The following is a 12627-nucleotide window of genomic DNA, read 5'->3' on the forward strand; positions in this document are numbered from 1 at the left end:
AAGCTCGCCGTCCGCTACGAAGCCACCATCCAGCTCGCTGCCATCAACATCTGGCTACGAGCCCTTGCCAACACCACTTTCTAAACACGGCCTAGTCGCGCGGGGGCGGGGCGCCCGGTGAGAGGCACGTCACCTAAATTGGCAGCCTCTGAATTTTTGCCAACCAGGCAAGTTCGGTCTACGGTGGGACTTCCCCATGCGGACGCGGAAGGTGAGAGGCTTCGGCATCCGCTCGACGACGCCGCCCGGCCGGACGGCGTCCGCGAGCCCGCCCCCCCGCCCGGCCCCCGCCGGCGCGGAAGACCCGTGAAGGACAGCGCAGTGAGCCTCCTCGACCAGCCGCCCCGGCCGGCCGGCGCTTTATCGCGACTGCGCAGGCCCGGACCCGCCGGCTCGGCCGGGAGACGGCCCGGCGGCCGGCCGCGGCCCGTCCGCGAGCTGCTGCTGATCACCGTGCTGTTCGCCGCCTACAAGCTCGGGCGGCTGCTGGCGGACGGGCGGGTGAGCGAGGCGTTCGACAACGCCCACCGCGTCCTGCGCCTCGAACGCGTCCTCGGCCTGCCCGACGAGGTCGCCGTCCAGCACGGCCTGCTGCACAGCCAGACCCTCGTGCACGCGGCCAACGCCTACTACGCCGGCGTGCACTTCCCGGCGGCCGTGCTGTTCCTGCTCTGGGTCTACCTGCGGCGGCCCGCCCACTACCGGTGGGTGCGCCGGGTCCTCGTGGCGCTCACCGCCGCGGCGCTCGTCCTGCACCTGCTCGTGCCGCTGGCGCCGCCGCGCATGCTGCCCGCGACCGGGCTCATCGACACCGCCGCCCGGTACGGGCCGTCGGTGTACGGGGCGCCGCAGAGCGACACGATCGCCAACCAGTACGCGGCGATGCCGTCCCTGCACATCGGCTGGGCGGCCGTCATCGCGCTCGGCCTCATCGTCACGTCCCGGACGCGGTGGCGATGGCTGTGGCTCCTGCACCCGACCGCGACGGTCGCGGTCGTCGTCGGCACCGCCAACCACTACTGGCTGGACGGCATCGTGGTGCTGGCGCTGCTGACGGTCACCGCCCTGCTGCTGCGCCCGCCGCCGGCGGACGGCCCGATGGACGGGCCGGTGGACGGGCCGGCGGGCTAGCCGGCGGGCTCGGCGCCCAGCGTCTCGAGCAGTTCGACCACGGGCTGGAGCTTCTCGTACAGCAGCAGGACGGGCTCGCCCGGCTCCGCCATGTCCAGCGCCGAGGTCAGCGCTCCCTTCAGGTCGCCCGCCGGGTGGTGGCGCACGCCCGGGCGGGCCTCCCGCAGCCCCTTGACGATCAGCCGGGTCATCTCGCCCGAGCGGCGCCCCCGCAGGTCCTCGTCCTCGTAGACGACGACGCGGTCGAAGGAGCCCGCCAGCGCCCGGGCGGTCTCGCCCACCAGCTCGTCGGAGCGGTCGCCCGGCAGCGTCACCGCCGCGACCCCCGACCCGCCCCAGCGCCGCTCGACGAACGTGCCCACCGCCGCGACCGCCGCCGGGTTGTGCGCGTAGTCGACCAGGACCGGGTTGGCGCCGACCTGGTACACGCAGCCCCGGCCGGGGTTGCGGGTGTGCGGGTCGAACGAGCGCAGCGCCCGCGCCAGGACCTCCACCGGGACGCCGAGGGCGCGGGCGGCGGCCGACGCGGCGAGGGCGTTGGCGATCACGTGCCGGGCGTGCCCGCCGAACGAGCACGCCACCTCCGCGGCCGGCAGGATCGGGGTCCGGCGGTCGCCGCGCGCCTCGGTCAGCCACCCGTCCCGCACGCAGTAGCCGACCCCGCCGCCGCGCAGGTGCTCCGCGAGGACGGGGGCGTCGGGGGACAGGGCGAACAGGCGCAGCACCGGGTCGCGCTCGCGGACCCCCGGCCGCTCGGCGAGCCCCGCCGACGCCTCGTCCTCGGCGTTGAGGACCACGTGGCCGCCGCGCCGGATCTCCTCGGCGACCAGCGACTTGATGTCGACCAGGTCCTCCAGGCACTCGGTGTCGTCCACGCCGAGATGGTCGCGGGTGATGTTGGTGACGACCGCGACGTCCGCGCGGTCGTAGCCGAGGCCGCGCCGCACGATGCCGCCCCGCGCGGTCTCCAGCACGGCCGCCTCCACCGACCGGTCGCCGAGCACCATCTCCGCCGAGCGCGGCCCGGACGCGTCGGACCGGTGGACGAGGCGCCCGCCCACGTGGACGCCCTCGGTGCTGGTCATGCCGGTCCGCCGCCCGTCCAGCTCCAGCATGTGGGCGATCATCCGGACGGTCGTGGTCTTGCCGTTGGTGCCGGTCACCGACACGACCGGCACCCGCGACGGCGTCCCCTCCGGGTACAGCAGGCCGATGATGTCGGCCGCGACGTCCCGTCCCGCGCCCTCGTGCGGCGCCAGGTGCATCCGCAGGCCCGGCGCGGCGTTGACCTCCAGGATCCCGGCGGCGCCGTGCTCGGCGGGCGGCGGGGAGGCGATGTCGGGCAGCCGCAGGTCGATGCCGCACACGTCCATGCCGACGGCCCCGGCGGCCCGCACGCACATCGCGGCGACCTCCGGGTGGACGTCCGCGGTGACGTCCCGGCTGGTGCCGCCGGTGGACAGGTTCGCGTTGCGGCGCAGCCAGACCCGCTCCCCGGCGGCGGGCACCGACTCGGGGCCGTGCCCCTGCCGCGCCAGCAGCGCCAGCTCGGTGGGGCCGAGGACGAGCCGGGTGAGCGGCCGGTCGTGGCCCTCGCCGCGAGCAGGGTCGGCGTTGACCCGCTCCACCAGCGCCGCCACCGGGGCCGTCCCGTCGCCGGTCACGCACGCGGCGGTCAGCTCGGCCGCCGCCGCGACCCGGCCGCCGACGACCAGCACCCGGTAGTCCTTGCCGGGGATGTAGCTCTCGACGAGGACCTCGCCGCCGTCCCCGGCCGCCGAGGTGAACGCGGCCACCACCTCCGGCGGCGTGGTCAGCTCGATGTGGACGCCCTCGCCCTGGTGCCCCGCCAGCGGCTTGACGACCACCGGGCCGCCGACGGCGCGCAGCGCCTCCAGCGCCTCGCCCGGGGACGCCGCGACCCGGCCCTCCGGCACGGGCAGGCCGGCGTCGGCGAGCAGGCGGTGCGCGAGCCGCTTGTCGCCCGCGACCTCCATCCCGATCGCCGAGGTGGCGTCGGTCATCGCCGCCCACACCGTCCGGCGGTAACGCCCGTACCCGAGCTTCAGCAGGTTGAGGCCGCCGACCCGGCGCACCGGCACGCCCCGCTCGCGCGCCGCGCGCGCCAGCGCCGCCGTGCTCACCCCGAGCCGCTCCTGCTCGTGGACGGCGGCGACGGCGGCCAGGTCGGCGGAGGCGTCGGGGACGCGCCCGGCGAGCGCCCCGTTGACGATCCGCACCGCCAGCGTGATCAGGCGCTCCACCACCGGGCTCGCGGACGGCTCGTCGCGCGGGCACTCCAGGATCACGTCGTACTCGGCGGGGCCGCCCGCGCGCACGGTGCGGCCGAAGAACACCTCGCGGCCGATCAGCCCGGACAGCTCCAGCGTGACGTGCTCGGTGACGTGGCCGAAGTAGGTGCCGCGCGCCATCGCCTCCAGCAGCCCGCCCGGGCGGCCCGCCGAGCAGTGGTGCCCGGCCAGGCCGGGCAGCGCGTCGACGAGCCGCCCGGCGAAGCCGGGGTGGTCGGTGGTCTCGTGGCCGGTCAGGCCCTGCAGGTCCAGCCGCGCGATCGCGACCGGCCGGGACAGGTAGACGTTCGGGCCGCCGAGGCGGCGCACATGGTCGAGCCGCACCGCTACCCCTCCTCCGGGCCGCGCATGTCGCCGATCGCCGGGAGCCTGTCGTTCATCTGGAACGCGCATCCGGCCGGCAGCAGGTGCAGCGACACGTCGAGCATGGCCATCGGCTCGTCGTCGGAGGCGGCGTAGGCGACCGTCGCCTGCCCGGCGTCCACGACCGTGACGACGCCCGTCCCGACGACCTCGAACCGCCCGTCGCCCACCACGATCGCCGTGTCCTCGTCGATCCCCACGCCGAGCAGCCGGGTGTCCAGCGCTATCCCGCTCATCAGCCGCGGCAGCCGCCCCCGCTCGTTGAAGTGCATGTCGATCAGCACGTTGTCGAGCAGGCCGAGCCCCGGGCCGACCTTCACGCTGGACGCGGCGACCTCGTGGCCGCGGCCGCCGAGGATCATCCAGGGGCCCATGGCGGTGGCGCCGGCGCTCGTCCCGGCGATCACCAGGCCCTCCTGGCCGAGCCGGCGTTTGAGCAGCTCGTTGGTCTTCGAGCCGACCAGGGTGCGGATCCGCGACTGGTCGCCGCCGCTGAACAGCACCCCGGTCGCGGTCTCCAGCGCCCGCAGCGTGGCCGCGTCGTCGGCCGCCGCGCGGCCGAGCAGCCGCAGCTCGCGCACCGAGGAGACGCCGAGCCGCCCGAACACGGCGGTGTACTCGTCGGCGACCTCCTCGGGCACCTCCGTCGCCGTGGTGATGACGACGATCCGCGCGTCCTCGTCGCCCGCCAGCTCGACGAACGTCTCCAGCGGGCCGGAGCCGCAGACCCGGTTCTCCGCCCCACCGATGATCAGCAGCCGGCCCTTGCGTCCGGCGCCCCCGTGTTTGTGGTTCACACCTGCTAGCTACCCCCGATAACCGCCTGTAGTCGCGCGAACGCGACAAGTCATGGGATGGGCAGCGCGGCGGCTGTGCCATGCTGGGTCGATGAGCGGCCCCGTTCCCGCCGGCGACGCCTTCCGCCCGGCGTCCGGCGCGACCCGCTCGCCCTCGCACCAGGGCGGCCGCGCCGCCGCGCTGGCCGCCGCGTCCGCCCACTACCTGCGGGGCGAGCCGATCGACATGTCGGCGCTCGCCGCCGAGCTGGGCGTCGGGCGCGCCACCCTCTACCGGTGGGTCGGCAGCCGGGAGCAGCTCCTCGGCGCCCTGCTCGGAGAGATGACCGAGCGCACCTACCGTGTCGCCGCGCGCGGCGTCGGCGGCGCCGGCGCCGCGCGGATCCTCACCCTGCTCGACCGGTTCATGCGCGCGGTGGTGGACGCCGGGCCGCTGAAGGCGTTCACCGAGCGCGAGCCCCGGCTGTTCGTCAGGCTGGCCACCATGCCCGGCACCATCGAGGACCGCGCCACCGAGCTGCTGACCGCGGAGCTGCAGGCGGAGATCGACCGCGGCGCGCTGCGCACCCGGCTGCCGACCCGCACGCTCGCCCAGGCGATCGTCAGGGTCGCCGACTCCTTCATGTACGCGCACTACCTGGGCGGGAACCGGCCGGAGATCGAGCAGGCCCTGGAGGTCGTGGAGCTGCTGCTGCGCCCCTGCCCGGGCGGCGGGGAATCACCGGGCGCGGCGGGACGCTGAAGAGTAGCCGGGGTGTGGCCGTTTCGCGGCCTTGCTCCCCATGAGAGGCTGAAGTCATTGGACGCATCGTCGAAAGAGGGGCCGTGAGCGACATCCCCCGCCGCGCGGTGACGCGGACCGCGAAGCTGGCGACCCTCCCGCTCGGGTTCGCCGGGCGCACCGCCCTCGGCTTCGGCAAGCGGACCATCGGCCGCCCCGCCGAGGCCGTGGCGCTGGAGGTCCAGCGCCGCACCGCCGAGCAGCTGTTCGCCGTGCTCGGCGAGCTGAAGGGCGGCGCCATGAAGGTCGGGCAGCTGCTGTCGATCTTCGAGGCCGGGCTGCCCGAGGAGGTCGCCGGCCCGTTCCGCGCCAGCCTGACCCGCCTGCAGGAGGCGGCGCCGCCCATGCCCGCCGCCACGACGCACCGCGTCCTCGCCGAGGGCCTCGGGCCGGACTGGCGGGAGATGTTCGCCGAGTTCGACAACCGCCCGGCCGCCGCCGCGTCCATCGGCCAGGTCCACAAGGCCGTCTGGCACGACGGCCGCACCGTCGCGGTCAAGGTCCAGTACCCCGGCGCCGCCCAGGCCCTGATGAGCGACTTCAACCAGATCTCCCGGCTCAGCCGCCTGGTCACGCCGCTGTTCCCCGGCGTGGAGGTCAAGCCGATCGTCGCCGACCTCAAGCGCCGCCTGGAGAAGGAGCTCGACTACGTCGACGAGGCCCGTGCCCAGACCGCCTTCCACGAGGCCTATGCCGACGACCCCGACTTCGTCGTCCCCGCCGTCGTCGCCCAGTCGGGCCACGTGCTGGTCACCGAGTGGCTGGGCGGCACCCCGCTCGCCAAGGTGATCGCCGAGGGCGACCAGGAGAGCCGCGACCGCGCCGGGCTGCTGCTGTTCCGGTTCCTGCTGTCCGGCCCGGTCCGCTGCGAGATGATCCACATCGACCCGCACCCGGGCAACTTCCGGCTGCTGGACGACGGCCGCCTCGGCGTCATGGACTTCGGCGGCGCCGCCCGCGTCCCGGCCGAGCTCCAGTGGTCGATCGGGCGCCTCACGCGCATCGGCACCCTCGGGGACCCCGACGACATCGTGGACGCGCTGTTCGAGGAGGGCTTCCTCGTCGGGGACGCCGAGGTCGACCCCGAGGAGGTCGCCGCCCTCGTCGCCCCGCACGCCGCCCCGTTCGCCGTGGAGCGCTTCCGCTACTCGCGCGGATGGCTGCGCGAGCAGACCGCCCGCGGGCTCGGCCTAGCGTCCGACCTGCGGCCCGGCGCGCTCGCCCGCGCGCTCCGCCTCCCGCCGCAGTACCTCGCCGTCAGCCGCGCCCTGTCCGGCTGCGGCGGCGTCCTCTGCCAGCTGGAGGCCGAGGGCGCCTTCCGCGCCGAGGCCGAACGCTGGCTGCCCGGGTTCGACACCGACACCGACACCGACCCCGATCTGGACGACCAGGCCCAGGTCACCGCCTGAGCCCGGGCGGCGGTCAGCCGAGCGCCTCGGCCTCCTCCTGCTCCACCTGCCGGTTCCAGTCGCGCTTGCCGGACTGCCAGCCGTCCTCGTCGCGGCCGCGCCGCCAGTAGCCGGAGATCGACAGCCGGTCGAGGGGGATGCCGCGCTCGACGCGCAGGTGGCGGCGGAGGGCCTTGACGAGGTCGGCCTCGCCGTGGACGAAGGCGTGCACCTCGCCGTCCGGGAAGTCGAGCTTCTGGACGGCCTCGACCAGCAGGTCGCCGACCTGGCCGCCGCCCCGGTGCAGCCAAACGATCTCCGCGTCGCCGGGCGTGCGCAGGTCCTGCCCCTCCTCAGGTCCGGCGACCTCGACGAACGCGCGGACGGGGGCGCCCTCCGGGACGCGCTCCAGCGAGGCGGCGATCGCGGGCAGGGCGCTCTCGTCGCCGGCGAGCAGGTGCCAGCCGGCGTCCGCGCGGGGCGCGTAGGCGCCGCCCGGTCCGGTGAAGTAGATCTCCTCGCCCGGCCGGGCGCTCGCCGCCCACGGGCCGGCGAGGCCCTTGTCGCCGTGGTGGACGAAGTCGATCGTCAGCTCGCGCGCCCCCCCGTCCCACGCGCGGACGGTGTAGGTGCGGGTGCTCGGCCACTGCTCGCGCGGCATCTCGGCGCGGACCCGCTCCATGTCGAAGGGCTCGGGGTAGGCGACGCCCGGCCGGGGGAACAGCAGCTTCACGTAGTGGTCGGTGAACTCGCCCGCGCCGAACTCCGAGAGCCCGTCACCGCCGAGGACCACGCGGATCATGTGCGGTGTGAGGCGCTCGGTGCGCAGCACCGTCCCCCGGTGGAGCCTGCGTCCCCTGCGTGCCGGTTCCGTCGCCATACGGTCCCCTTCGATGATCCGGATCACCCTTAGGGAACGCTAACCTCTGGCGCATCTGGAATGTTCCCCGGCGCGGGACGGCGGTCAGCCCGCCAGGGCCGGGCGGGTCCGCGCGACCTCGGCGGCGACCGCCTCGAAGGCGGCGTCGGTCTCCTCCCCGGCGAGGACGGTCCCCAGCGTCGACTTCACGATGACGACGCCGTACCGGGGCGAGACCCAGATGAGCTGGCCGCCGAGGCCGTTGGCGGAGAAGCCGCCGTCCTCGCCGAGCCACCACTGCAGGCCGTACCCCTGGTTGAACGGGGCGGACGGCCGCGTCGACTCCGTCACCCAGGAGGCGGGGACGACCTGGCGCCCGTTCGCCCTGCCGCCGTTCAGGTACAGCAGGCCGAACCTCGCGAAATCGCGGTCGGTGGCGTAGTAGCAGCAGTACCCCATGCTGTTGCCGTTGGAGTCGTTGCCCAGGTACGCCTTGGAGGCCATTCCGGCCGGGCCCCAGATCTTCCGCTGGACATAGGAGTGGTACGGGACGCCGGTCGCCTTGGCCACCACCCAGGAGAGGACGAACGAGTTCATGCTCGTGTACTCGAACCTCGTCCCGGGCTGCCATCCGCGCTTGCGCTGCTTGGCCAGCTCGGTCAGCGGGTACCCGAGGCTCGCGGCGACGTGCACGAACGGCACGTCGTAGGTCTCCGTCCACTGGATGCCCGACGACATCCGCAGCAGGTCCCGCAGCGAGACGCCGTTGTACCCCGACCCCTTGAGCTCCGGGACGTACCGGGTGACCGGGTCGTCGATCGAGTCGATGAGGCCCTCGCCGAGCGCGATGCCGACCGCCGCCGAGGTGAACGACTTCGCCATCGACCACGACTGGAACAGGGTGCCGCGGTCGGCGGCGACGTAGCGCTCGAAGACGACGTCGTCGCGGTCCAGGACGACGAATCCCTGCGTCCCGGTGCGGGCGAGGTAGTCGTCGAGGGTGTGCTCGCGGCCTTCGTAGGTGTAGGCGACCTTGAGCGGCCGGTGGGCCTCGTGCAGGCCGACGGGGTCGGACGAGGGGAGCAGGGGGTCGAAGCCGCGCGCCGCCTCGGTGACGCGGGCGGACGGCGCGGGCGGCGGCGCGGGCGCCGGGGGAGCGGCGTGCGCCGGGGGAGCGGCGTGCGCCGGGGGAGCGGCGAGGGCGGCGGTGGCGGCGGCTGCGGCGAGTGCGAGCGTCCAGGGCCTGCGGCGCATCGGACCTCCGTGGGGGGCGGGTTCGGCCGGGGTTCCGCCCCGATGGTGGGCGCCCCGCGCCGCCGCGTCCATGGTGCGGTGCGACGAAATCCGGCGGCGGACATGGCGTCGCGGCACAAAGGCCCGCGGCCTGCGTCCGGTGACCCTCCGAACACGGCCGTCTGCGGTACGTTCGACGGATTCGCGCGTCCACCCAGCCCCCGCGCCGCCGGAGGAACGATGTCCGTGCTCGCCCAGCTGCTCGCCGCCGTCGCCGACGGCTCCGTCGAGATCGTCGACCTGACCGCCCCGCTGTCGGAGCGGACCCCGATCCTGCGGCTGCCGGAGCCGTTCGCCAACACCGTCCCGTTCCGGCTGAGGGAGATCAGCCGGTACGACGACCGCGGCCCCGCCTGGTACTGGAACGACATCGAGACCGGCGAGCACGTCGGCACCCATTTCGACGCCCCGGTGCACTGGGCCACCGGCCGCGACGGGGAGGACGTCTCGCAGGTCCCGCCCGCCCGGCTCGTCGCCCCCGCCGTGGTGCTGGACGCGTCCGAGCGCGCCGCCGCCGACCCCGACTTCCTGCTGGAGATCGACCACGTCCGCGACTGGGAGGGCGAGCACGGCCCGCTCCCGGACGGCGGCTGGCTCCTCTACCGGACGGGCTGGGACGCCCGCGCCGGCGACCAGGACGCCTTCCTCAACGCCGACGAGAGCGGCCCGCACACGCCGGGGATCTCGGCCGAGTGCGCCCGGTGGCTCGCCGAGGAGACGCCCCTGCTCGGGCTCGGCGTGGAGACCGTGGGCACCGACGCGGGCGCCGCCCACGGCTTCGACCCGCCGTTCCCGTGCCACTCCTACTTCCTCGGCGCGGGCAAGTACGGGCTCACCCAGCTGCGCGGCCTCGACCGGCTGCCGGCCCGCGGCGCCGTGCTGCTCGCCTCCCCGCTGCCGATCGTCGGCGGCTCGGGCAGCCCCGCCCGCGTGCTCGCGCTGATCGAGCGATGAACGTCGCCGAGGCCGTCGGGCAGGCCCTCGCGCGGTTCGGCGCCGGCACCGTCTTCGGGGTCGTCGGCAGCGGCAACTTCCACGTGACGAACGCCCTCGTGGCCAACGGCGCCCGGTTCGTCGCGGCCCGCCACGAGGCCGGCGCCGTGACGATGGCCGACGCGTACGCGCGGGTGGGCCGCGGCCTCGGGATCGCGACCGTCCACCAGGGGCCCGGCCTCACCAACGCGGTCACCGGCCTGGCGGAGGCCGCCAAGAGCCGCACGCCGCTGGTGGTGGTCGCGGGCGAGGTGGCCGCCGCGGCGGTCCGCTCCAACTTCCGTGTCGACCAGGCGGCGATCGCCGCCGCGGTGGGCGCCGTCCCCGAGCGGATCCACTCGCCGCAGACCGCCCTGGCCGATGTGGCGCGCGCCTGCCGGACGGCGGTCGCCGAGCGCCGCACCGTGCTGCTCGGGCTGCCGCTGGACGTGCAGGCCGCCGACCTGCCGGAGGCGGCGGCGCGGACGCCCGCGCGGGGCCGGCCGGGGCGGGTGCCGGCGCTGCCGGTGCCGCCGCCCGCCGCGGTCGGCGGCCTCGCCGACGCGCTCCAGGCGGCGGAGCGGCCGGTGTTCGTCGCGGGCCGCGGCGCGCGCCTGTCGGGCGCCCGCGACGCCCTCGCCGGACTCGCCGAACGCTGCGGGGCGCTGCCCGCCACGTCGGCGGTGGCGCGCGGCCTGTTCGCCGGCGACCCCTTCGCCCTGGACGTCAGCGGCGGGTTCGCCACGCCCGCCGCGGCCGAGCTGATCCGCGGCGCGGACCTGGTCGTCGCCTGGGGCTGCTCGCTCACCGGGTGGACGACGCGGCACGGCGCCCTCATCGGCCGGGACGCCGTGGTCGTGCAGGTCGACGTGGAGGCGCACGCGCTCGGCGCGCACCGACCGGTCGACCTCGGCCTGATCGGCGACGCCGCGGAGACCGCGCGGGCCGTCTCCGCCGAGCTCGACGCGCGCGGGCACCGGGCCGCCGGGTACCGCACGCCCGAGGTCGCGGAGCGGCTCGCCCGCGAGGGCCGCTGGCAGGACGTCCCCTACGACGAGCAGCCCGACGACGGCGAGGGCGGCCCCCGCATCGACCCGCGCACGCTGACGATCGCCCTGGACGGGATGCTGCCCCGCGAGCGCACGGTCGCCGTCGACTCCGGCAACTTCATGGGCTACCCGGCGATGTTCCTGGACGTCCCCGATGACGACGGCCTCGTGTTCACGCAGGCCTTCCAGTCGGTCGGGCTCGGTCTGGCCACCGCCATCGGCGCCGCCGCGGCCCGCCCGGACCGGCTCACCGTCGCCGCGCTCGGCGACGGCGGCGCGCTGATGTCGGTCGCGGAACTGGAGACCGCCGTCCGGCTCGGGCTCGGGCTGCTCGTGCTCGTCTACGACGACGAGGCCTACGGGGCCGAGGTGCACCACTTCGGCCCGGGCGGGCATCCGCTCGGCACCGTCACGTTCCCGCCGGCCGACCTGGCCGCGATCGGGCGCGGGTTCGGCTGCGCGGCGGCGACGGTCCGGACCCGCGCCGACCTCGCGGCGGTGGCCGACTGGCTGGCGGGGCCGCGCGACCGGCCGATGGTGGTGGACGCCAAGACCACCCGCCGGTGCCCCTCGTGGTGGCTGGAGGACGCGTTCCGCGGTCATTAGATCACTCTGTGTAGGGACGCCCTCCTTGGGAACGATCACGATCACGGCCCGCTGCGGCCCGCCCACACGCCCGAGGAGGAGAAATGACGCGAGGGCCGAGACTCCCCGAGATCGTCAGGGAGATGTCGGCGGAGTTCGCCGGCACGCTGATCCTGATCCTGTTCGGCGTGGGCGTCGTCGCCCAGGTCGTCGCGGCGAGCGGGCTCGGCGAGCCGCAGAGCCTCGGCGACCACAACAGCATCGCCTGGGCCTGGGGCTTCGGCGTCACGCTCGGCGTGTACGTCGCGGCCCGGATCAGCGGTGGCCACCTCAACCCCGCCGTCACCGTCGCGCTCGCGGTGTTCCAGGGGTTCCCCTGGCGCAAGGTCCTGCCGTTCTGCTTCGCGCAGACGCTCGGCGCCTTCGTGGCCGCGCTGATCGTCCGGTGGGACTACAGCGAGATCCTCGCGAAGTTCGACCCCGGCCACACCTTCAAGACCCAGTTCGTGTTCTCCACCCTGCCGGGCAACGGCTCGCTCCCGGTCGGCACCTGGGGTGCGTTCCGCGACCAGGTGATCGGCACGGCCATCCTGCTGTTCCTCGTCCTCGCCCTCACCGACCCGCGCAACGCGCCGCCGCTGTCCAACCTGGCACCGCTGATCATCGGCCTCGTGGTGGTGGCGATCGGGATGGCGTTCGGCTCCGACGCCGGCTACGCGATCAACCCGGCCCGCGACTTCGGGCCCCGGCTCGCCCAGTACCTGACCGGCTACGACACCGCCTGGCGGGACCAGTACGGCGGGCTGTACTTCTGGGTTCCCATCGCCGCGCCGCTGATCGGAGGCGTGCTCGGCGCCGGCCTGTTCCTCCTGCTCGTCGGGCGCAACCTCCCGGAGGAGGAGGGCGGCCTGCCCACCGAGCCGAAGCCGGAGTACGACGTCACCTGAGGTGCCCGTTCGCGCGGGCGGAAAGGAAGAGTCCATGGCCGACTTCGTCGGAGCGCTCGACCAGGGCACGACCAGCACCCGATTCATGATCTTCGACCACGGCGGCAACGAGATCGCCCGCCACCAGCTCGAACACGAGCAGATCCTGCC

11 protein-coding genes are annotated in these 12627 nt (G+C 75.0%); 7 read left to right on the forward strand and 4 right to left on the reverse strand.

The annotated features are described in order from the left end of the window. Positions 1 to 306 precede the first annotated feature (306 nt). Positions 307 to 1131 carry a phosphatase PAP2 family protein gene (locus ABWI07_RS43235; protein ID WP_353822111.1) on the forward strand — a complete coding sequence of 275 codons (825 nt, stop codon included), beginning with the start codon at positions 307 to 309 and terminating at the stop codon, positions 1129 to 1131. Here the strand turns inward: ABWI07_RS43235 and cphA are convergent. Both cphA and ABWI07_RS43245 read right to left on the reverse strand, forming a co-directional pair. After that, entirely contained in the window at positions 1128 to 3767 is a 2640-nt protein-coding gene (cphA, locus tag ABWI07_RS43240) for a cyanophycin synthetase (RefSeq protein WP_353822112.1), read from the reverse strand. The genes ABWI07_RS43235 and cphA overlap by 4 nt on opposite strands. A 2-nt stretch (positions 3768 to 3769) precedes the next feature. Beyond that, a complete protein-coding gene (locus ABWI07_RS43245) occupies positions 3770 to 4603 on the reverse strand; it encodes a cyanophycinase (RefSeq protein ID WP_149258611.1) in 834 nt (277 codons plus the stop codon). A gap of 91 nt (positions 4604 to 4694) precedes the next feature. Between ABWI07_RS43245 and ABWI07_RS43250 the strand changes: the two genes are divergently transcribed. Together ABWI07_RS43250 and ABWI07_RS43255 are read left to right on the forward strand one after the other, a co-directional pair. Then, complete coding sequence (locus ABWI07_RS43250) at positions 4695 to 5345, forward strand: TetR/AcrR family transcriptional regulator (RefSeq protein ID WP_160160875.1); 651 nt, start codon at positions 4695 to 4697, stop codon at positions 5343 to 5345. An 83-nt stretch (positions 5346 to 5428) separates the two neighbouring features. After that, positions 5429 to 6793 (forward strand): ABC1 kinase family protein, encoded by a 1365-nt coding sequence (locus ABWI07_RS43255; protein WP_353822113.1) that lies wholly within the window; start codon positions 5429 to 5431, stop codon positions 6791 to 6793. A 13-nt stretch (positions 6794 to 6806) separates the two neighbouring features. On the opposite strand, the gene ABWI07_RS43260 is transcribed toward ABWI07_RS43255, so the two are convergent. Together ABWI07_RS43260 and ABWI07_RS43265 are read right to left on the reverse strand one after the other, a co-directional pair. Beyond that, on the reverse strand, positions 6807 to 7652 hold the full coding sequence (locus ABWI07_RS43260) for a siderophore-interacting protein (RefSeq protein ID WP_353822114.1): 846 nt from the start codon (positions 7650 to 7652) through the stop codon (positions 6807 to 6809). 84 nt (positions 7653 to 7736) lie between these two features. Continuing rightward, positions 7737 to 8885: a serine hydrolase domain-containing protein gene (locus ABWI07_RS43265; protein WP_353822115.1), complete on the reverse strand. Its 1149-nt coding sequence runs from the start codon at positions 8883 to 8885 to the stop codon at positions 7737 to 7739. Positions 8886 to 9104: 219 nt separating this feature from the next. Between ABWI07_RS43265 and ABWI07_RS43270 the strand changes: the two genes are divergently transcribed. The 4 genes from ABWI07_RS43270 to ABWI07_RS43285 form a co-directional block, all read left to right on the forward strand. Continuing rightward, positions 9105 to 9878, forward strand: a complete 774-nt coding sequence (locus ABWI07_RS43270; RefSeq protein WP_353822116.1) for a cyclase family protein — start codon at positions 9105 to 9107, stop codon at positions 9876 to 9878. After that, positions 9875 to 11551: a thiamine pyrophosphate-binding protein gene (locus tag ABWI07_RS43275; protein ID WP_353822117.1), complete on the forward strand. Its 1677-nt coding sequence runs from the start codon at positions 9875 to 9877 to the stop codon at positions 11549 to 11551. Before ABWI07_RS43270 ends, ABWI07_RS43275 begins: the two co-directional genes overlap by 4 nt. Positions 11552 to 11634: 83 nt before the next feature. After that, complete coding sequence (locus ABWI07_RS43280) at positions 11635 to 12477, forward strand: MIP/aquaporin family protein (RefSeq protein WP_235036689.1); 843 nt, start codon at positions 11635 to 11637, stop codon at positions 12475 to 12477. 34 nt (positions 12478 to 12511) lie between these two features. Then, positions 12512 to 12627: FGGY family carbohydrate kinase (locus ABWI07_RS43285; protein ID WP_353822118.1), on the forward strand; the 116-nt coding region annotated here is incomplete at its 3' end.

It is taken from the genome of Actinomadura sp. NPDC000600 (assembly GCF_040492135.1).
In the GTDB taxonomy this organism is placed as follows: domain Bacteria; phylum Actinomycetota; class Actinomycetes; order Streptosporangiales; family Streptosporangiaceae; genus Spirillospora.